Raw genomic sequence first — 21981 nt, 5'->3', positions numbered from 1 at the left:
CGATGTTTATGAGCCTGTTTGGTAAAGAAGCTGCCTATTGGAACCAAAAGCTAGATGGCGGGGATCGTATCGTGTGTCTTCCCTATAACCGGACTTCCGGAAATCAGGACAGCCTGTTTCAAACCGTCAACCTGACCCTGGAGGCCACGCTCTCCAAGCGGATGATGCAAATCGCCGGCGGTTCTCCGTTAGCCTTGTACATGATTCTGCTGTGCGGAGTGGAAGGGCTGCTGCACCACTACACGAATGAATCCAATATGCTGCTTGGCGTTCCGGTCTTCCGTCAGCCGGACGATTCGGCGGAGAACCTCAATTCTCTGGTCATTGTAAAAAACACGGTCACGGATCAAAGCACACTAAAGACCTTGTTCTCCGGTATCAAGGCAGCCGTAAGCGAAGCTATGGAGCATCAGAGTATTCCCTTCTGGAACTATACTGAGCGGATCACCACGCAATCCGCTTCGGATGGCAAACCCTTAATCCACACGATCGTGGGGTTCAGGCCCCTTCATACGATGGAATTTAGGGAACAGGCCGCATTCGATCTGTTGTTCTTCTTTGATCAGGCGGATCAGGATGTTGTGCTGGACCTCACCTACAATGAGCGGCGGTACAGCCGGGAAGCTATGCTCCGGTTGGCCGCGCATCTGCAGGAGCTGCTCTCCGCGCTGGCAAGTGCGCCTGATCTCATTCTCGGGGATACGGTTCTCGTAACGGAGGAAGAGAAAGCCGCAATCCTGTTCGCCTTCAACGATACGGCTGCGAGCTATCCGAAGGAGAAGACGATCCACGGGCTGTTCGAGGAGCAGGTGAAGCGGACGCCGGATAGCGTGGCCGTCCTGTGCGGGGACGAGCGGCTGACCTACACGGAGCTGAACGAGAGGGCGAACCGTCTGGCGAGAAGGCTGCGGGCGGAAGGTGTTCGAGCGGGCGGGCTTGTAGGGATCATGACCGAGCGTTCGCTGGAGATGGTCATCGGGGTATATGCCATCCTGAAGGCCGGAGGCGCTTATGTGCCGATAGACCCGGACCATCCGGAAGACCGGATAAGGTACGTAGCGGAGGATTCGGGTATTCAGCTGCTGCTGACAACGGCCCGGTTCAGAGACCGGGTGAACTTCGAAGGCCGGTACTTGCTAATCGATGACGCTTCGTGCAGCAGCGGGGACGGCGGCAATCTGGAGGCATCCTCCGGGCCAAGGGATCTCGTGTATGTGATGTATACCTCGGGCTCCACCGGGAACCCGAAGGGGGTTATGATCGAGCATCATTCCGTGGTCAACCGGATTCTCTGGGGACAGAGCCGGTTTCCGTTAGGAAGCGGCGATGTCAGTCTGCTCAAAACCGCGTTCACCTTCGATGTATCGGTACCGGAGCTGTTCTGGTGGGGGATGGCCGGTTCCACGGTAAGCCTGCTGCCCCCTGGGGGAGAGAAGGATCCGGGGCAGCTGGTGGAGGCGATCGCAAGCTCCGGGATCACTACCGTTCATTTTGTCCCATCGATGCTTCAGCTGTTTCTTGAATATGTGGAGCTTTTGCCCCCAGAGGAAGTGTCTGTGAAATTAAGCAGTCTGCGGTACGTGTTCGCCAGCGGGGAAGCTCTAACTCCGCATCAGGTGTCCCGCTTCCAGTGTTTGATCGGATCGGTCAACGGAGCGAGGATGATCAACCTCTACGGTCCGACGGAAGCGACGGTTGAGGTGACCTGCTTTCCTTGCGAACAAGACAGGCCGTATCCGCTAATTCCCATCGGCAAACCGATATCCAATACAGAGCTGTATATTGTGAAGGAAGGCACAGCCAAGCTGCAGCCTATAGGCGTAGCGGGCGAGCTGTGTATAGCAGGAGTCTGCCTGGCACGCGGATACTGGAACAGGCCGGAACTGACGGCGGAGAAGTTCGTGGACAACCCTTTCCATGAGGGGGAGCGGATGTACCGGACGGGGGATCTGGCGAGATGGCTGCCGGACGGCAGTATCGAATATATGGGGCGGATCGATCATCAGGTGAAGATCAGGGGATACCGGATCGAACTGGGGGAGATCGAAGCGCAGCTTCTGCGGCTGGAGGGGGTGCGGGAAGCCGTTGTCGTAGCCGGAGAGGACGATACGGGGGATAAGCACTTGTGTGCCTATGTGGTCATGAAGACGACGTATGCCGCTCAGGATTGGAAAGAAGAGCTTTCCCGGAAGCTGCCTTCCTACATGGTGCCTGCTTACATGGTGCAGTTGGAGAAGCTGCCGCTGACCTCGAGCGGAAAGCTGGACCGCCGGGCGCTGCCGAAGCCGGAGAAGGTGATGCAGAGCAGCACCGAGTATGCTGCCCCCCGGAATCCGACCGAAGAAAGGCTTGCCGCGATCTGGAGGGAGGTCTTGAAGCTCCCGGATATTGGCGTGAAGCACAATTTTTTTGAATTGGGCGGGCATTCTCTATGGGCGGCTCGATTGGCAGGGAAAATATACAAAGAAATGAACGTTGAACTGCCGCTGCGGGAAATATTCCGATCACCGACCATTGAAAGCATGGCTCAAGCTATAGACGGGATGAAGCGTACCGATTATGTCGGCATTCCGCGTGCGGAGGAGAGAGAGAGCTATCCCGTCTCCTCTGCGCAGAAGAGGATCTATCTCCTAAGCCAACTGGATGGCGGCGAGCTGAGCTACAACATGCCGGGGGTTCTGGAGATCCACGGTCCTTTAGACCGGACACGGGCCTATGAAGCCTTCCGGACCTTGATCGGCCGCCATGAATCGCTTCGGACCCGCTTTGAAATGAAAGACGGCGAGATCGTCCAGCGGATTCATGAGGAGGTGCCGTTTGAGCTCGAAACGACCCTACGGGACGGGCGGGAGGTTGCCGAATTGATTCGCGGGTTCATTCGCACTTTCGACCTGGATCAGGCGCCGCTGCTGCGGGCGGGTCTTGTCGAACTGGGGCCGGAGCATCATTTGCTGCTGTTCGATATGCATCATATGATCTCGGACGGGGTGTCCATGAACCATTTGACACACGAGTTCGCGCGGCTGTATGAAGGAGAGACGCTGGCTCCCCTGCCTCTCCAGTATAAGGACTATGCCGTATGGCAGCAGGAGAAGACGGACAGCGGGAGGATTCGGGAACAGCAGGCGTACTGGCTGGGTGTATTCAGCGGCGAGCTTCCGGTCCTTGAACTGCCGGCCGACTATAGCAGACCGCTGGTACGGAGCTATCAAGGGGCCTCCCTGAGCTTTACGCTTGACAAGGCACGAAGCGAAGCGTTGACACAGCTTGCCCGACAGACAGGGACAACCCTGCATATGGTACTGCTCGCAGCCTATACGGCATGGCTTGGCAAATACAGCGGAAGCCCAGATGTGATCGTCGGTACCCCGGTGGCCGGAAGGCTGCAGGCGGAACTGGAGCCCCTCATCGGCATGTTTGTGGGCACGCTGGCGCTGCGGCAGCATCCGTCCGGAGACAAAACGTTCGAGTCGTACCTGCAGGAGGTCAAGGAGGGGCTGCTGGGAGCATACGAACATCAGGAGTTCCCATTTGAAGAACTGGTGGAAAAGCTGGACCTCCCGCGGGATCTGAGCCGTAATCCGCTGTTTGACACGATGTTCGTGCTGCACAACACGGGCCCATCCCCGATGACGATCGACGGACTGCGGATATCCCCTTATTCACAGGATTTTGCGGCAGCGAAATTCGATCTCACGATGAACGCGGAAGAGACGGAGGACGGGCTGCGGTTCTGGATCGAGTACGCCTCCGCGCTGTTCAAACGGGAAACGGTAGAGCGTATGGCGGGTCATTGGATGAGGCTGATCGACATGCTCCTGGAGGATCCGGGCAGACCGCTGTCCTCTCTTGAGCTGATGACTTCAGGGGAGCGCCGGCAAATTCTTGAGGAGTTCAACGACACGGAGGCGGATTACCCCAAGGAGAAGACGATCCACGGCTTGTTCGAAGAACAGGCGGCACGCACGCCGGATCACGTGGCGGTAGTCTTTGAAGGCCGGGCATTGACTTATGCGCAGCTGAACGCCAAAGCCAATCAGGTTGCCCATACTTTGCGGGCATATGGTGTCAAGCCGGATGCCGTTGTCGGAATCAGGACGGACCGTTCCTTAGAGATGCTGATCGGCATCTTCGGCATATTGAAGGCGGGAGGCGCCTACCTGCCGATAGATCCGGCGTATCCGGCGGAGCGGATTCGCTACATGCTGGAGGACAGTAAGGCGGGGGTACTGCTGACCCAAGGGGAGGATGAAGTCACAGCTGCCCGGTTCTCCGGCATCGTGCTGGACCTTCGGGATGAAGAGATCAATAACCGGCCTGCGGACAATCCTGTTCCCGTAAGCGGACCTGCGGATCTCGCCTACGTTATGTATACGTCCGGCTCCACGGGAAGACCGAAGGGTGTCATGATTGAGCATCATTCGGTGATCAACCGGATTCACTGGATGCAGAAACGCTACATACTGGGCGAAGAGGACGTCATCCTCCAGAAAACGCCGTTCTCCTTCGACGTATCGGTATGGGAACTGTTTTGGTGGTCGTGGTATGGTGCGGGCGTGTGCCTCCTGACGCCTGGAGGGGAGAAGGACCCCAGCCTCATCCGGGAGGCGGTCTCGAAATATGGCGTGACGACGATGCACTTCGTGCCTTCCATGCTCGGGGCGTTCCTGGAAGATCTGGAAGCGGCGGAAGGGGCATTGGGACAAATCTCCAATCTTAAGCAAGTGTTTGCCAGCGGTGAAGCACTGCCAAGTCCTATGGTGGAACGGTTCTTCACTTTGTTCGGACCGGATCGGGTGAAGCTGGTGAATCTGTACGGACCGACGGAGGCGACCGTGGATGTCAGTTCATTCGAATGTGCACCGGGGCTGGGACGCATCCCGATCGGAGCACCGATCGACAACACCCGGCTGTACGTGGTGGATGGGAAGCTGAACCTGCTTCCGATCGGCACACCGGGCGAGCTGTGTATAGCAGGGGCTGGTCTGGCCCGGGGATATGTAGGACGGCCGGAGCTGACGGCGGAAAAGTTTGTAGACAATCCCTTCATACCGGGCGAGCGGATGTACCGCACCGGCGATGTGGCCCGTTGGCTGCCGAACGGCGATGTGGAGTATCTCGGCCGGATGGATCACCAGGTGAAGATTCGGGGCTACAGAATTGAATTGGGAGAAATTGAAAGAGCGCTCATGAATCATCCGGATGTGGTTGAGGCCGTTGTAGTGGACCGGATGGACCGGTCCGGAGCCAAATCCCTTTGCGCTTATTTCGTATCCAGGAGGGAACTATCTGCTGCGGAGTACAGAGAGCATCTGGTGAATAGCCTGCCCATATATATGGTGCCCTCATCTTTTGTAGAGCTGGACCGGATGCCGCTGACGCCAAACGGCAAACTGGACCGGAGGGCGCTGCCGGAGCCGGACAAGGAGAGGGAAGGCGAGGGAACCTTCACGGCTCCTGCCGGGGGAATGGAAGCTCAGCTTGCACATCTTTGGAGTGGGATCCTCGGTAAAGAAAAGGTGGGCGCCACAGATGATTTCTTCCTCTCCGGCGGAGATTCCATTACCCTGCTCCGGCTTGCCAGCCGAATTCAACTGGAGCTGGAGATCCCCGTCCAGCTGAAAGACCTGTATACGTACCGCACGATCCGCGAGTATGCCCGTTATTTGGATGGTGCAGGAACGAAACGCCAATCCGAAGAGCTGGAGAGCGGCCTGAGCCTGATCGAAGCGTTCCAGGAGACTCTGCGCGGCACGCCGGCATTCCAGACTTATGCTTCGCAGGAGTTGGAAGACTTTTACCCGCTGAGCAAGATCCAGCAAAGCATGGTGTACTACTCGCTGCTGAAGCCCGATCAGCCGATCTATCATGATCAATTCTTCTTTTCCGTCCGGATGAGTCCTATGGACAACGATATCTTCATCCAAACGGTGCGCAGGCTGCTGAACCGGCATGCCGTGCTTAGGACGGTTTTCGATACGGTGAACTTTAACGAGCCGATCCAGCTGGTTTATAAGCGGTTCGAGCCGGATGTGGTCTTGGAGGACATCCGGCATCTTTCGGCCGATGCCCAGAAGGCCCATATCGAAGCATGCAGGGGGGCGGATCTGCGCGATAAATATTTAAAAGACCGCGGCTTATTATGGCGGCTCCGGCTGTTCCGGTTAGGCGATGAGGAGACCATCATTCTTTTATCGTTCCATCATGCGGCTCTCGACGGATGGAGTGTAGCGGTGTTCCAGCAGGAATTTATGGAATTGTACGTGGAGCTTGCTGCCGGAGGGGAAGCCTCGCCGGCCTCATCTTCAGAGCGGGCTCCGCTCCGCAGCTCGTACAAAGAATACGTGGCGCTGAATGCGTTCAGGCAGGCCGACGGGAAGACGGGAGACTGGTGGCGGGAATTCCTCGGGGGCTATACACGAGGCAAGCTGCCATTTAATATCGCCCGCAAACCCATGACAGGCACCGCATCCAGCGCCATCATCAAGAGACCTTTGGCTCCGCAGCTGGTGAGCAGGCTGGAGGCGGTGGCAGGAACGTACGGAAGCACCGTGAGAGACCTTTGCCTAAGCGCCCATCTGTACCTGCTTCGCATTATAACTGCAGAAGAGGACATCGTAACGGGAGTCGTTTCGCACGATCGTCCTGCTGTAGAGGACGGGGACCGCATTCTTGGCTGCTTCCTGAACACGCTGCCGATGCGGCTGCATGTCGGCAAGCATGAAGACAAGAAGGGGCTGGTGAGGAGAGTCGCAGATACGGTCTACCGGATGAAGTCCGGGGAAGCGTTCCTGAGCGATATCGCCAGAATGATTGGCGAACGTTCCGATCCGTCACTCAATCCGATATTCGATACGTTATTCAATTATACCGACTTTCATATCCTGGATTATGGTAAAGGGGGGAGCGGTATCCGTCCGGAACAACCGGGTGGATTGGAGCTGCAGAACGCCGAAATGACCAACACGCTGCTGGATGTCGAGGTGCATCGGGCGGGGGGCCGGATGAGTGTCCAAATCAAGTATGCCCCGAGCTACTTCTATGACCAGGATATGGAGACGGTATTCACGCTCTATGTGCGGATTTTGGAGGAGCTGTGCGACGAGGCGAACCCGATTCTGGGCAGCGGGGCATTGATCCTGACGGAGGAGGGGAACCGGCAGCTCCGCGAATGGAATGCTCCGGTGTACGAACTTGCGGCTGCCTACACGGAGGGCAAGACGCTGCACGGGCTGTTCGAGGAACAGGCGGCAAGAACGCCGGATCATGCGGCGGTTCGGCATGGAGGCCGAACGCTGACCTATGCGCGGCTGGAGGCGGAATCGAACCGGCTGGCGCGGCATTTGGCACGGCACGGTGTGCGCAGCGGGGATCATGTGGCCCTGGTGGCCGGTCGCGGAACCGGCATGATCACCGGAATGCTCGCCATCCTCAAGGCGGGGGCGGCTTACGTGCCGGTCGATCCGGATTACCCGCCGAGCCGCAAGGCATATATTCTGCATAACGCGGAAGCTGCGGCGGTACTGGCCGACCGCGTTTACCCGGATCTTGGGCATGAACGGGTCATCCTCATGCAGGATGAGAGGATCGCCGGGGAAAGTTCCGAACCGCTGCAGCTGGCGAAGGACAGCGGCGATTTGGCCTATATCATTTACACCTCCGGCTCCACGGGCACGCCGAAGGGCGTGATGATCGAGCACCGCAGCGCCGTCAACCTGGTCTCCTGGGTCAACCGACGGTTTGCGGTCGGTGGGGAAGACCGTCTGCTGTTCATCACCTCGATGTGCTTCGACTTGTCCGTCTACGATATTTTCGGGATGTTGGCGGCGGGGGGAACCGTCGTGGTGGCGGAACGCGAGCAAGTGCTCGACCCCGGGGCGCTTCTAAGGCTGATGGAGGCCGAGGAGGTCACGTTCTGGGATTCGGTGCCGACGACGATGAACCACTTTATCCATCATCTGGAAGAAGGTTCCGCAAAGTCAGAGTCGCTTCCTGCTGGATTGCGTTTGGTCTTCATGAGCGGGGACTGGATTCCGGTCACGCTGCCTGGTCGGATCCGGCAGTTGTTCCCGCAAGCGGAAGTGATCTCGCTGGGGGGAGCGACGGAGGGGACCGTCTGGTCGAATTACTATCCGGCCATGGAAGTCAGCGCTGACTGGAGCAGCATCCCGTACGGCCGGCCGATCGGGGGCAACGCCTTCTACATTCTGGACGACGACCTGGAGAGGGTGCCGTGGGGCGTGGTCGGCGAGCTGTATATCGGCGGCGTGGGCGTAGCCCGCGGATATATGAACGACGAGGCGAAGACGGCGGCGGCGTTCCTGCCCGACCCGTTCCTCCCGGGAGGGGGGCGGATGTACAAGACCGGGGACCTTGGGAGATTGCTGCCGGACGGGAACATGGAATTCCTGGGCCGCAAGGATCATCAGGTGAAGATCCGCGGCTACCGGGTGGAGCTGGGCGAGATCGACAGCCGACTGGCTCGGCACCCGGGGATCCGCGAAGCGGTGGTGATGGACCGGCTGGACGGACGGGAGCAGCGGTATTTGTGCGCCTATATCGTACCCTCGGGCGAGCTGACGGTGGCCGCTGTCCGGGAATATCTCGTGGCGGAGCTGCCGGCCTATATGGTGCCGGGAGCCTATGTGTTGCTGGAGGAGCTGCCGCTGAATGCGAACGGCAAGGTAGACCGGAAGGCGCTGCCGGAGCCGGCCCGAGAATCAGCACATCCGTCCGAAGCGGAAGCACCGGCCGACGCAACGGAACAGGGACTGGCCGACTTGTGGGAGGAAATTCTCGGCCAAGGAAGCATCGGGGTGAATGAATCCTTCTTCGAGCGGGGCGGGGATTCGCTGAGCGTAACGAGGCTGGCTGCCCGTATACGTAACCATTTTAAGGTGGAAGTCCCCTTGCAGGAGGTGTTCCAGTCACCGACGGTCCGGGGGTTGGCGAAGCTCATACGAGCCAAGGAGACTGGGGAGGCTGAGCAGCCTACGGGCCTTTCCCTGATTTTGAAGGCACCCGAGAGAGAATATTATCCCCTTTCCTCGGCACAGAAGCGGATCTACCTCGTCAGCAGCCTGGAAGGCGGGGAAATGAGCTACAATACGCCGGTGGTGCTTCAGCTCGATGGTCCCTTGGACAGCAGCCGTGTGCAGGAAGCCTTTCGCAGGCTGATTGCCCGCCATGAAACGCTGCGGACCGGCTTCGAGATGAAGAATGGAGAGATGGTTCAGAGGGTAAGGAATGAGGCAGCCTTTGATGTGGAAAACGTCCGGCTGAACGAGGAGGATGTGACAGCGTATATCAAGGGATTCCTGCGCCCGTTCAATCTGAAACAGGCCCCGCTCATGCGGGCGGGTCTCGTCGAGCTGGAGCCGCAGCGCCATCTGCTGCTGTTCGATATTCATCATATCGTTTCGGATGGGATATCCATGATCAATCTGGCCTATGAATTTACGAGGCTTTACGAAGGCGAAACGCTGCAGCCGCTGACCATCCAGTATAAGGACTATGCGGTATGGCAGCAGAGGGAGGCGGCAAGCGAGCGGTTGATGAAGCAGGAAGCCTACTGGCTGGAGGTGTTCAGCGGCGAGCTTCCCGTTCTGGATCTTCCGGCTGACTATGCCAGACCGCCGGTACGCAGCTATGAAGGAGCAGCGGTGAGATTCACGCTTGGAAAAGACCGGAGCGAAGCGCTCCGGCAGCTGGCCTCCCGAACGGGCACAACGCTGTATATGGTGCTGATTGCCGCTTATACCGCATGGCTCGGCAAATACACCGGCAGCGGTGAGATCATCGTGGGTACGCCGGTGGCCGGCAGGCTGCAGGAGGAGTTGGAGCCTCTGGTCGGGATGTTTGTCGGCACGTTGGCGCTTCGTCAATATCCGGCGGCGGACAAAACCTTTGAAGCCTATTTGGAGGAAGTCAAGCACGGGCTGCTGCAAGCGTATGAGCACCAGGAGTATCCGTTCGAGGAACTTGTGGAGAAGCTTGCTCTTCCGAGGGATCTGAGCCGCAACCCGCTGTTCGACACGATGTTCATTATGAACAATATGGGGCAAAAGGAGCTTGTCATGGAGGGAGTCCGGCTATCCGCCTATCCCCAGGAATTCATGGCGGCGAAATTTGATTTGACGTTGAACGCGGAAGAGTCGGCGGAGGGTCTCCGGTTCACACTGGAATATGCCACGGCGCTGTTCAAGCGGGAGACGGTGGAGCGGATGGCCGGGCACTGGCTCCGGGTGATCGACATGCTGCTGGGGGATCCGCAGCGGAGGCTGTCTTCACTGGAGCTGGCCACAGTAGAGGAGCGCAGGCACATACTGGAGCAGTTCAACTGCACGGCAGCAGACTATGACCGGGAGAAAACCGTCCACGAGCTGTTCGAGGAGCAGGCGGAGCGGACGCCGGACCGCTTGGCTGTCGTGTGCGGCGGAGAGCAGCTGACCTACCGGGAGCTGAACGCAAGGGCGAACCGGCTGGCGCATCAGCTGCGCGGCAGTGGAGTGCAGCCCGATCAGATCGTAGGAATATTGATGGAGCGTTCGGTGGACATGCCGGCGGCTATGCTGGGCGTGCTGAAAGCCGGGGGAGCGTATTGCCCGATCGATCCTGCATTTCCGTTAGATCGGATCGAAACGATTCTGGAGGACAGCGAGGTGCGGCTGGTGGTGGCCTCCTCTCCTTTGCGCGAACTCGTTCCGACGAATGTGGAGGTTTGTGTTGCAGCGGAGGCCGGGCTGCAGCAGGATGAGGCCGGGAATCCGGGGCAGCTCAATCATAGCAGCCACCTGGCATACGTCATCTACACCTCGGGATCCACCGGCAAGCCGAAGGGAGTTATGCTGGAGCACCGGAGCGTGCATAACTTTATAAAGGGGATGGAGCAGCGGATCGACTTCTATGAAGGCCAGCGCGTCCTGTCGGTCACCACGTATGGCTTTGACATCTTCGTTCTGGAGTGCCTGCTGCCGCTCACCGTCGGGGCTGTGGTCATTCTGGCGACTGAGGAGGAGCAAAATGATCCCCAAAAGCTGCTTGAACTTATGGAGAGGGAGCGTGTGGAGCTCATCCAGACCACCCCGTCCCGGATGGGGCTGCTGCTGGGTGCGGGCCGCGGGAAGATATGGACCGATGTGAAGCAGATCCTCCTTGGGGGCGAAGCGATGCCGGCGGGTTTGCCGGAGCAGATCAGAATTCATTCGAAGGCGAAGCTGTTCAACATGTATGGTCCGACGGAAACGACGGTTTGGTCCACGATGGCGGATATCAGCGGGAGCGGCCGGGAAGTCAACATCGGCAAGCCGATCATGAACACGCAGGTGTATATTGTGGAGCCGTCCGGGGTTCAACTGCAGCCGGTCGGCGTGATCGGGGAGATGTGCATCGCAGGGGATGGACTGGCCCGAGGATATTGGCGGCGTCCGGAGCTGACGGAGGAGAAGTTCGTGGAAAATCCTTTCCTGCCGGGAGAGCGGATGTACCGGACAGGCGATTTGGCGAAATGGCTGCCGGATGGCAGTATCGCGTATGTGGGACGAATCGACCACCAGGTGAAAATCCGGGGCTACCGGATCGAGCTGGGTGAGATTGAAGCACAGCTGGCGGGGTTGGAAGGCATCTTGGAATCCGTTGTAACGGCCCAGGTCGATCTGTCGGGACAAAACCAGCTGTGCGCTTACTATATGGGAGACCGTGCGTACAGTGTCGGCGAAATACGGACAGCGCTGTCACGGATGCTGCCGTCCTACATGCTGCCAGCCTATGCGGTCCGGCTGGAGAGCATGCCGCTGAATACGAATGGGAAAGTAGACCGAAAGGCTCTACCGCTTCCTGACCCTTCCGTTACAATGAATGAATATAAAGCACCGGAAAGCTCTGTAGAGAAAAGGATGGCGGCCATTTGGGAAGAGCTGCTCGGGAGGACCCGGATTGGAATGCTGGATCATTTGGTGGATATGGGCGTGAATTCTTTAAGTTATATGCGGGCCATTGTGACGATTGAAGAGGAATTCGATTTCGAATTTCCCGATGAGGATATGATTCCAGGCAAATTTATTACAATCGCAGATGTGGTCGATTATGTAGAAAGCCGGATTTCGGTGACTCCAGGCACGAAGTAAGCAGGATGAACAGTCAAAAGACTATTCTCAAATGCCGGCGATGACGGCCAGGCGAGAATAGTCTTTTGTGTGATTTAAGCCTGAACGGATGCGGAGCAGGAAGTCTTCAATTCTTCCAGCACCCCTCCCAGGATGTTCTTTTCGGTTTCCGCGATCTTGCGGAGAAGCAGGATAATCCGATCGAGTAAACGGATGTTTCCGTTTAAGCCGAATTTCAGGAGCAGGTTTCTCGTAATGGCAGCATCGTTCAAGATTTCCTCGTAGGATTGGGGAAGTTCTGCACGAATCAAGCCAATTTCATGCATATATTGGAGTCTTTGATGCATCAGCAGCTTATGGTCGCCCATGACATGAAAGAAGCGGAAGTCTCTCCTCCCGCTATCCGTCTTGATGTCCTCAATATGCCGGATCAAATGGTCATAGCACGCAATACCGTACGCTAGAACCGGAGTGGACAGCCAGGTCGGTTCCCGGTGAGGCGTATAAGTGGATTCCAGATAATCGGACAAAGCCTGCTTAACCCCTTCGGTATCAAAGGGAACGGAGACGTCGGTCCTGTAGCGGAAAAGCTCAATTCCTTTTAAAATATTCAAATCTTCCGTCAGATGAATGATGGAGTCCGTTAACTGGGCGTAAGAAACTTCAAAGATCCCGTACCGGTTGGCACCATCCGCATTTTTATGGAAATCGGCCATGTAAAATATCTCTTGTTCATCGTCAAATCCGATGATCATCGGGTCATGCCGTTCATGTCTCAGCTGATAGAACGGATAAGCTGAAATATAGTAGGTATCTACAAACTGATAGATGTAATGGCCCTGCTGCAGATTTTCTTTAAAAAACGATACCAGATCTCCCCCTGATTCTTGGATCTGCTGTACGGTCGTACGGGTAGTCTCAATCCAAGGACAATCCTCTTGGGGGGTGGCGAAATGAGAGTAGTTGAGAACGGTATCTCTTCCGCTCAAGCCCAAAATCAGTTCGGTTTGAATATAGCCCGAATAGATCCAGGGTTTATAGGCGGGATGACGCTGGGCAATGGAAAAAACATGCGACTGGTTGGCCCACGAGGTGATGATCGGCTGTTCCACGGGTAAGCTGACATGCGTTTTCATTGGGATTCTCCTTGGAATGGATTTGGATGATAAGTAAGAACCTTGCTGCTAGCAACCAAATGGTTCATTGGTCGAAATAGGTTCCTAATATATAGTAGTATATAATAAATAATGGATTCCTCGCTACTCTGCATGGTAAAATAGACTACGATTCTACATGGAGTGGCGGGCATGATAGGCTAGCCTGCTATACGAAACCCTTGTGGTTTCGCCCTTTCGCTTGAAATCATGCCCGCAGAGGCTCCATGTCAAATCGCTCTATTAATAACGAATACCGTAATTTTTCTCACAAAGTATAGCGAATATATAAAAAACGTAATTAAAGATATTAATTAAGTCTATGTTAACGTATCTGGACAGTCAAAAGTTCTAATGCTTAAGAAACCAGCAGATCAGCGTCAGAATAGGCCAAGTCCTGCTTGGAAGGGGCCGATCTTATTATTACACAAAATGAAAAATGACGGGCATAATTTTATTGGTGACATTAGAAATTAGCGTCGGAGACACCTCGATCCCGGTACTTTCATTTGATTTTTCGGGTAACGACCGGCTCAAACTCACCGAAGCGATCGTGTGGCGCTTTGATCTGTATTTCGCCATATTCGGTATGGACCGTTGATGTACTTTTCCAAGAAAAGCGCATGTTTTATCCTTGACGTAATGAAACATAATAGTTATTATAGATATGTATAGTCCTTTTTTGAGGTGATTATGAATGAAGTTCTCTAAGGCTACCGACTATGCCCTCCATACGATGCTCTTTCTTACTGCGGCGACTCCCCAAAAACCAATGGGTGTACAGCAGTTGGCGGAGCGGCAAAGTGTGTCTCCCACCTATTTGTCCAAAATACTGACCAAGTTGGTGAAGGCGGGCATGATTGAATCGATAACGGGGGTTCATGGCGGGTATCGACTTAAACGAAATTGGGAAAATATTTCGTTCCTAGATATTATTCATGCGATTGAAGGCTCGGCCTCCATGTTCGATTGCAGTTTCGATCATGGACCAGGATGCCCGATTCAAAAGGTGGTGTTATCGGCAGAAGAGAAGATGGAAGAACAGTTGAGAAATCAGAAAATGTCGGATCTTGTGCGGGAAATGAATATAGTTATATAACATTTATTTTTTTTAAACCAATTAAAGATAACTAGTACCTTTAAAAGCTGGAATATTGAATTTTAGCTGGGAGAGTAGAGAGTATGCAAGCAGTGACGACAGAAGAACAGCATAATGTGGTGCAAAAATATAAAGTCACTTGACCACCCGTTCAACGGGTGTTGCCAACGGGCCTTCTCCAACAGATTTGACCCCGCCAACCGTGGCTGAAATCGGTAGCACTTGGTATACAGATTCGTTCCAGCGAACTGGTGTCAATACAGAGTGCAAGCTTCTGTTGCTAACCCATGCGTATGCGATTGTCATGATGGAATGGGTAACGGCAGCGGCCGCTCGGTGCTTCCCTTTGCGAGCTGCGATTCGACTGTATTGGGCACCGAGGTAGTGGAGAATGGAGAAGTAAATAAAGCTGTAGCTGTGGTCAAAGCGGATATCAAAAGGAGAGCGAGAAGATGGATGTATTCGAAAGCCAGTATGAATTGATCCAACGTACAAGGGAATCATTATTTCGTTTTTGCGAAACTTTGTCCCCCACAGATTATGTTAAAGAAGTTGAAACCTTAGGCGGAGTTTCTATTCGCAGTCTGCATGTTCATGTAGCCGATTGTTATCGGGTATGGTTGGGGAGTCGTGCCCTTGGTAAATCACTTCCCAAAGTAAACCCAGAATCCGTTGACAATGTACAGAAAATGCGTGAAGTTTTTAAGAAAACGGATGCTCTGGTTTATGAATTTCTGAATGAATTTAAAAACAAATGGGATCCTACCATTGAAACATCCTGGCAGAGTGGCAGCGTAGAGTTAACCGAATTATGGCTATTTACGCACACCATCACCCACGAATTTCACCATAGAGGACAAATTGTAAAAATGGGCAGGCAACTCGGGTATATCCCGCCGAAAATGAACCTCGCTAAACCTTAGTGATTTCATGGAGATACTTTCGGTAAGTTTGAGTCAACCCCAGAGGGGTACGGCAACGATTCCTGTTTTCCAGGCCTATGCCCTCCATACGAGGCTCTTTCTTACTGCGTCGACTCCGCAAAAACCAATGGGTGTACAGCAGTTGGCGGTTCGGCAAGATGTGTCTCCAACCTATTTGTCTAAAATACTGACCAAGTTGGAAAAGGCGGGCATGATTGAATCGAAAAGGGGGGGTGAATGCGGTTATCGACTCAAACGAAATTGGGAAAATATTTCGTTCCTAGATATTATTCATGCGATTGAAGGCTCGGCCTCCATGTTCGATTGCAGTTTCGTCCTGGGCCAGAATGCCCGATTCAAAAGGTGGTGTTATCGGCAGAAGAGAAGAGGGAAGAACAGTTGAGAAATCAGAAAATGTCGGATCTTGTGCGGGAATTGAATATAGTTACATAACACTTCTTTTTTTAAGTCTATTAAAGATAACTCGTATCTGTAAAGTCTAAAATATCGAATTATCACTAGGAGTGGAGAATATGCAGGCAGCGACAGAAGAACAGCATAATGCGGTGCAAAAATATAAAGTTATTCCGATCATGGTTTCCTTACTATTAAGCGGATTTATTGGGATGTTTAACGAGACGGCTTTAAACGTAGTGCTCAGCGATTTAATCAACCAGTTTCATATCACCGCCGCAACGGCCCAATGGCTGACGACTGGTTACTTACTGACCCTCGGCATATTAGTCCCGGTATCCGGGTTGTTTCTCCAATGGTTTTCAACCAGACAATTGTTCACGGCATCGCTCCTATTGGCTTTACTCGGCACAGTGGTGGCGACCGTTTCCCCGGGATTTGAGTTGCTCATGATTGCAAGGGTCATTCAAGCTGCGGGCGTAGCGCTCATCCTGCCGCTGATGTTTCACACAGTGCTGGTCATTGTTCCACCTGAGAGGAGGGGGACGACCTACGGGCTGATCGGGCTTGTCCTTGTGGTTGCTCCTGCTGTCGGACCTACCCTTTCCGGTCTGTTGATCGAGCAGCTTAGCTGGAACTGGATTTTCGGATTGACTCTTCCCGTTTTGGCGTTTTCTCTTTTGTTTGGAATGCGATATATGCAAAATATAACGACGATTACCAAGCCGAAAATAGATATTTATTCGCTTATCTTATCCACGCTTGGCTTTGGTGGAATTGTATTTGCTTTTAGCAGCGCCGGGGAAGGAGAAGGAGGACTTGGAGCGCCCAAGGTCGTGATTCCGATGATTGTCGGCATACTGGCGCTTTTAATATTTGCGGTACGGCAATTGCGAATGAAGCAGCCGATGATGGATTTGAGGGCATTCAAACAGCCCATGTTTACGGTTGGCACTGTTATGCTTATGATTGCCGTAGTGGTGATGATGTCAGCCATGATTATGTTGCCCTTGTATTTGATTAGAGGCCTCGGCCTAAACGCTTTTTCTGCCGGACTTGTTTTGTTGACCGGGGGGATTGTGAACGCGATCACGCAACCGATTATGGGCAGAATATTCGATAAATTTGGGCCGAGATGGGTTGTTCCCGCTGGTATGGTCTTGATATCCGTCGTGCTCTGGTTTCTCTCAGGAATTACGACAACGACGACCATAACCCAAATCATTGTGCTTCATACCTTCTTGATGATCGGGATCTCCATGGTCTGGATGCCTTCGCAGGCGAATGGTCTGAACCAATTGCCTCCTTCACTTTACCCGCACGGTAGCGCAATTATGAATACGGTCCAGCAGGTGGCGGGGGCGATCGGCACTGCGGTTGCGGTAAGTATCATGTCTGTTGGCATGAGCAACATTCTGAAGCAAACGGCAGACCAGGCGGACCCAGTTAACGCCGCGCTTGCTTTGACAGCAGGCATACAACATGTTTTTGAAATTGCTATTGTTGTTGCGATTGTAGGTTTCGTCTTCTCTCTTTTCATGAGGCGTGTTCACATATCAGCAAAATAGTTCGGGCTTGGCGACTGGAACGGTCAAGGTGATGCACGAACCTTTCGAAAACATCGATCTTGAGGTGAGGGGATGGGAGAGAACCTTTGATCTCGTCTTTGTCTCCATGTGCCCTGTTCTGGTCGATTGGGCCAGTGTGGAGAGGGCGCTGAGCTGCGCGAGGGCGTTCTGCTACATGAGTTTGGCGGTAGGTTTCAGGGAACACAGTCTGGTTGACGAGATATGGCCGCTTGTCACCGATCGCCCCCGAAAGACCGAGCATTTGGAGATGATTTACCTGACCCAATTACTGCTGCTAAAGGGATACTCTTATCAATCGTTGGTAACCCGGGAATTGAAAACAACGATAGTCTCCAAATTATTGATCATGCTAACGAGGAGGGTTAAACAATCATGAACAAAGTGGATGTAGCGATTATCGGGGGAGGTCCCGCCGGTTTGAGCGCCGGACTTATGCTGGGACGCGCGAGGAAGCAGACGATTGTCATTGATGAGGGACGTCCCCGCAATGCCGTGACCCTGGAGGCGCACGGGTTTTTGACGCGGGACGGAATCAGCCCGGGTGAATTCCGACGTATTGCGAAGGAGCAGCTGCGCGTCTATCCGTCGGTTTCCCAGGCGGAAGATACCGTTGTGTCGATCACGGGTGAGGACGGATACTTCTTGCTGGAGACGGCCACAGGGATGAAGATCGCCAGCAAAAAGCTGTTGTTTGCCGTAGGCATGAAGGATCGCAAGCTTGGAATACCGGGATTGACCGAGGTCTACGGGAAGAGCGCGTTTGTTTGCCCGTATTGCGATGGCTGGGAATTAAGGGATGAGCCGCTGGTTGTCATTAGCAGAGGAGCGGCACTCATGCATTTCGCTCCATTGTTGTCGGGGTGGACGAAGCGGTTTGTCGTTTGCACGAATGGCCCCGATGAATTGAGCGAGGCTGAACGCGATGAATTGCGGGATCATCATATTCCGCTATTCGATACGCCGATTCGTGCCATTTTATCCAGTGAGGGTATGGTGAACCATGTTGCGCTTGAGGATGGGACAGAAATTCCGTGCACGGGAATCTTCTTCAAGTCGGAACTGGTTCAGGGAACGGATTTGCCGCAGTCCATTGGTTGCCACATATCGGATACGGAGGTGATTGCAGTCGACGAATTTGGAAAATCCAGTGTACCTGGCGTTTACGCAGCGGGTGACGCGTCTTCACTAATGCATCAATCCATTGCCGCAGCCGCATCGGGGGCTGTAGCTGCAGCAGCAATAAATGGAGAATTAAATCAGGAAGCTTGGCAGAAAACCCAATGAATGATCCAACCATCGGCTAGCGGCTGCTGGATTTTGTCCAGAGCTGCTGTTTTTTTGGGGAGGGAAAACACTACTCATTTTCCCAGGTTCATCATTATCCAAATGAAGCACTAGATCTCGCCATGGCGCCCCGGACCTGGCCACCCAAAACATAGCGTTGAGCATCAAGCGAAATTCGTCCACCTTGCCGTTTTCGTTCGGGTGGAAGCAAATCTCGAAGCCATTAAAGCGGGATATCGTCATTTTGACACAGCGCGTATCTATGGAAATGAAGAGGTATTGGGGCAGGCGATCGCCAATAGCGGTGGTTAGTTGATTACAGCCGCGGCACAAATTGGCATTGAGTATGAAAAGCGTCAACCTATAGCGGGTTAAAATGCGAAAGCTCAGCCGATCCAGGCTTGGGCTTTTTTCTTCTGGCTGTACCAAGGGTGCCCAACTTACAAGCATTTCGCTTTTCTATCGCATAAGGTGTAATCATGAAGGGAGTGGGTGGTTTGACGAAAATCACAATCGCTGCAGTCGGAGATTTGTTGATGAAAAAGAAGATGATCGCCTCGGCCGCACGGGAAGGCGGATTCGCACCTATTTTTGCCAAAGTGAAACCCTATCTGAGGAAATCCGATCTAACGATAGGCAATCTGGAGACGACCTTTTCCGGCAACAATTTTCGCGAAGAGCCCAGAAAACTGTTGTTTAACTCCCCGGACAAGTTCGCTGCTGCGCTCCGGAACTTGGGCTTCGATGTATTAGGCACAGCCAATAACCATTGTATGGACGGGAAACTATCCGGTTTGAGGCGGACATTGAACGTCCTAGATCGACACGGTCTGCGACATACGGGCACGTATCGTTCCGCCCGGGAAGCCCGCCGGAAACTGATTGTCAACGTAAAGGGAATAAAAATCGGAATATTGGCTTATACGAAAGGAACGAACGGGATCCCAGTGCCGGAGCCGTGGTTAGTCAACAGGCTAAACCGGAAAAAAATATTATCGGACGTGCGCAGCTTGAAAAATAGAACAGATTTTATCATTGCTTGCCTACATTTCGGGAAAGAATTTCAAACTTATCCCGACCGCAGCCAAATCCGGCTCATGCAGCTGTTGTTTAAAAATGGTGTGAATGTAGTGCTGGGAGCGCATCCCCATGTACTGCATCCGATAAGAATGTTTAAGGTGAAGGACATAGACGGACGCATTAGAAATCGGGTAGCGGCGTCTTCTCTAGGGAATTTCGTATCCACCGAACTTCCCCGGCATACCGCTAGACTGCGAGGAACAATCATGATGTTAACCTTAACGAAAAATGCAAAAGGGATAACGGATGTGGTGAAAATGTCATGTGTGCCAACCCGCATTTTGCAAAATATAGGGAAGAAAAATGTTTATCGGGTTGTGCCGGATTGATTGAACGGATATCGACAAAAGAGTTGCTAAACCGGAAGGTCTCCGACATTTGTGTATGCGGAATGGTAAGTGAAATCAGTTTCGGGCGGGCATGTTAACGAAAATAAACGCTAAGCCTTCAATCATGTCTGGCTTAGCGTTTATTCTTACTCTAAGCCCAATAGTATTCCGATCGGGACGTCTTGCCGGAAACAGGCAGATCAGCGATGTTGTTAGTTCTAGTCTATAGGTTCTATAGAACCGGAATTTCAATCCAGGATGAACGAATATCACCGGTATATATCGTTTGCTTCACGATTCTCATCTCTTCTTGAAGCGCCCAAGATCCGGTGATGTTAGGGTGTGCATGGTAGGCCGGAAAATTGGATGAGGAGATATCAAACCTCAATTTCGAACCTTTGCGGATCGTCCAGAGGATCGGCCACAATTCGATTTCGATCTCGACGATCTCGTTTGGCGTGTAGGGTGATGTACGGTCATTGCGAAAACGCAAGCTAGTGATGCCATCGCGAATGTTGCACGTGGTACCGTCAGCAAACTGCTCCATGATGCATACCGTGAACGAAGTATCCTCGGCATCCGAGCTTACGGTCAGATGCGTTGTAATTGGCCCCGAGATCTGCAAGGGGGCCTCCAGTTCTTCCGACAAGAAAGAAATGACGTCCGTCCTCGTACCCGGCGCGTCTTGATAGACGCTGGCCGGCCTGCAAGCGTCAGGAGCCCCGGACAAATAATTCATCAAAGCGGCTCCCCCCTTCGTCGGTACGGGATTCGAAGGATCGTATGCATAGGAAACGGAAGTTTCCGCAAACGATTTTTCGAGCGTCAAGCAATGAATGGGCCCCTGCGTACATGCCAGTTCATATCGCGCAACGCTGTTGTTTTTGATCCATCCGTCCCAGCTTTTCCAACGTCCTTCCCCGATCACATAAGTTTGAACCTTTCCCTTTAGATCCTCGTTCTCGAACGGCTCGCCTTTCAAATGATGATTAAACCACTGCAATGCGGCTCGATGCTGCTTCGGAACCCATAATTCATGATTCGGATAATCCAGGTCGCCGGCAACATCTTCTGTATGCACCCAAGGCCCGATGAGAAAACAACTTCCCAATCGGACGGGTTCGGGAAGTTTGTTGTAGCTCAAGACGGACGAATTGAGATTTTGATCGAACCATCCTTCGATGATCATGAGCGGAATCTTCGTCTTGCAGGGAGCTTCTTTCAGTTCGGCCCAAAAACCTGTTTTCCAAAAAGGACTATCGGGATCGACCTCTGTTACCCAATCCCGATACCAAGGCAGCTTATGTCCAAACAGATGCTGGTCCATCTCGATGTGAGGTTTCACGGACAGCGCTTCCCGATAAAGCGTATCTTGCGGCAAAAGCGGCTCATAGCCGGCGTTCCAAATCGCCCAAGCGGTGAAGAGGTCGTGCCGAAACATGCCGTTCATGTAAAGTTGTTTGTACCGCTCGATTCCGGCGACGGCGATAAACATCGTTTTGACTTCCGGGGGCAAGTGTGCGGCCATGCTCCACTGAAGGATCCCCAAGTAAGAGGAACCGTAAGTGCCGATGTGGTCGTTCGACCAAGATTGCTCGATCACCCAAGTGAGCGTATCCAGCCCATCCTCTTTCTCATGGACAAAGGGAATCCATTCTCCTTCAGATTGCCCCCGGCCTCGGCATTCCTGGAGAACGAAGGCATATCCGTGCCCAGCCCAGAACTTCGCCTGCTCCAGAAAATCCGCCTGCATGAACGGGTACGGATTTCGACTGAGAATGACTGGCCAAGGGCCTCCCCCTTCCGGAAGCGTAACAATCGTATGCAGATTGACCCCGTCTCTCATTGTTACGAATTCGACTTTTTGATTCTTGTCACATGTTGACATTCGTCATTCCTCCATCATTTTTGAAGTTTGTATTGCCCTCTGAGACTATAATAAGGAATAATGGTGACAGGGATTGTCATGAACTTTAATTTGGAACAAGATGGGGAATTAAAATGC

9 protein-coding genes and 3 pseudogenes are annotated in these 21981 nt (G+C 53.5%); 8 read left to right on the top strand and 4 right to left on the bottom strand.

Going from position 1 to position 21981, the window contains the following annotated elements; all coding sequences use genetic code 11:
• The first annotated feature begins 8 nt into the window (after window positions 1-8).
• Complete coding sequence (locus tag AC3G2T_RS25415) at window positions 9-12125, top strand: amino acid adenylation domain-containing protein (protein ID WP_488437333.1); 12117 nt, start codon at window positions 9-11, stop codon at window positions 12123-12125.
• A gap of 74 nt (window positions 12126-12199) precedes the next feature.
• Here the strand turns inward: AC3G2T_RS25415 and AC3G2T_RS25410 are convergent, their stop codons facing one another.
• Both AC3G2T_RS25410 and AC3G2T_RS25405 read right to left on the bottom strand, forming a co-directional pair.
• A complete protein-coding gene (locus AC3G2T_RS25410; RefSeq protein WP_474681033.1) occupies window positions 12200-13240 on the bottom strand; it encodes a hypothetical protein in 1041 nt (346 codons plus the stop codon).
• Between the two features lie 456 nt (window positions 13241-13696).
• Window positions 13697-13865: pseudogene (locus tag AC3G2T_RS25405) on the bottom strand (IS256 family transposase); the annotation flags it as partial.
• Between the two features lie 90 nt (window positions 13866-13955).
• Between AC3G2T_RS25405 and AC3G2T_RS25400 the strand changes: the two are divergent.
• The 6 genes and pseudogenes from AC3G2T_RS25400 to AC3G2T_RS25375 all read left to right on the top strand — a co-directional run bounded on the left by AC3G2T_RS25400 (window position 13956) and on the right by AC3G2T_RS25375 (window position 18567).
• The gene (locus AC3G2T_RS25400) at window positions 13956-14357 is read left to right on the top strand and encodes an Rrf2 family transcriptional regulator (RefSeq protein WP_474681032.1); all 402 of its coding nucleotides are present in this window, start codon (window positions 13956-13958) and stop codon (window positions 14355-14357) included.
• A gap of 452 nt (window positions 14358-14809) precedes the next feature.
• Complete coding sequence (locus AC3G2T_RS25395; RefSeq protein ID WP_488437332.1) at window positions 14810-15280, top strand: DinB family protein; 471 nt, start codon at window positions 14810-14812, stop codon at window positions 15278-15280.
• 58 nt (window positions 15281-15338) lie between these two features.
• Window positions 15339-15733, top strand: a pseudogene (locus tag AC3G2T_RS25390) (Rrf2 family transcriptional regulator).
• Window positions 15734-15813: 80 nt separating this feature from the next.
• Window positions 15814-17262: an MDR family MFS transporter gene (locus tag AC3G2T_RS25385; RefSeq protein ID WP_488437331.1), complete on the top strand. Its 1449-nt coding sequence runs from the start codon at window positions 15814-15816 to the stop codon at window positions 17260-17262.
• Window positions 17252-17620, top strand: a pseudogene (locus AC3G2T_RS25380) (SAM-dependent methyltransferase); the annotation flags it as partial. The gene AC3G2T_RS25385 and the pseudogene AC3G2T_RS25380, both read left to right, overlap by 11 nt.
• 35 nt (window positions 17621-17655) lie before the next feature.
• Window positions 17656-18567, top strand: coding sequence for an NAD(P)/FAD-dependent oxidoreductase (locus AC3G2T_RS25375; RefSeq protein ID WP_488437330.1), 912 nt, complete (start codon window positions 17656-17658; stop codon window positions 18565-18567).
• Here the strand turns inward: AC3G2T_RS25375 and AC3G2T_RS25370 are convergent.
• A complete protein-coding gene (locus tag AC3G2T_RS25370) occupies window positions 18535-18996 on the bottom strand; it encodes a transposase (protein ID WP_488437329.1) in 462 nt (153 codons plus the stop codon). The two genes, AC3G2T_RS25375 and AC3G2T_RS25370, sit on opposite strands and share 33 nt — an antisense overlap.
• Window positions 18997-19055: 59 nt before the next feature.
• On the opposite strand from AC3G2T_RS25370, the gene AC3G2T_RS25365 reads away from it, so the two are divergent.
• Window positions 19056-19976 carry a CapA family protein gene (locus AC3G2T_RS25365; protein WP_474681049.1) on the top strand — a complete coding sequence of 307 codons (921 nt, stop codon included), beginning with the start codon at window positions 19056-19058 and terminating at the stop codon, window positions 19974-19976.
• Window positions 19977-20208: 232 nt separating this feature from the next.
• Here AC3G2T_RS25365 and AC3G2T_RS25360 read toward each other — a convergent pair whose 3' ends face one another.
• On the bottom strand, window positions 20209-21864 hold the full coding sequence (locus AC3G2T_RS25360) for a CocE/NonD family hydrolase (RefSeq protein WP_488437328.1): 1656 nt from the start codon (window positions 21862-21864) through the stop codon (window positions 20209-20211).
• Window positions 21865-21981 lie beyond the last annotated feature (117 nt).

Source organism: Paenibacillus sp. sgz302191 (assembly GCF_057749925.1).
The sequence above is the reverse complement of the archived record's forward strand: the minus strand, read 5'-3'. Positions and strand labels throughout refer to the sequence as shown.

Bases quoted from the DNA above. Each gene is read 5' to 3' on its own strand.
- AC3G2T_RS25415 (WP_488437333.1), top strand. From the start codon at position 9: ATGAGCCTGTTTGGTAAAGAAGCTGCCTATTGGAACCAAAAGCTAGAT.
- AC3G2T_RS25410 (WP_474681033.1), bottom strand. From the start codon at position 13,240: ATGAAAACGCATGTCAGCTTACCCGTGGAACAGCCGATCATCACCTCG.
- AC3G2T_RS25360 (WP_488437328.1), bottom strand. From the start codon at position 21,864: ATGTCAACATGTGACAAGAATCAAAAAGTCGAATTCGTAACAATGAGA.
- AC3G2T_RS25385 (WP_488437331.1), top strand. From the start codon at position 15,814: ATGCAGGCAGCGACAGAAGAACAGCATAATGCGGTGCAAAAATATAAA.
- AC3G2T_RS25395 (WP_488437332.1), top strand. From the start codon at position 14,810: ATGGATGTATTCGAAAGCCAGTATGAATTGATCCAACGTACAAGGGAA.
- AC3G2T_RS25400 (WP_474681032.1), top strand. From the start codon at position 13,956: ATGAAGTTCTCTAAGGCTACCGACTATGCCCTCCATACGATGCTCTTT.
- AC3G2T_RS25375 (WP_488437330.1), top strand. From the start codon at position 17,656: ATGAACAAAGTGGATGTAGCGATTATCGGGGGAGGTCCCGCCGGTTTG.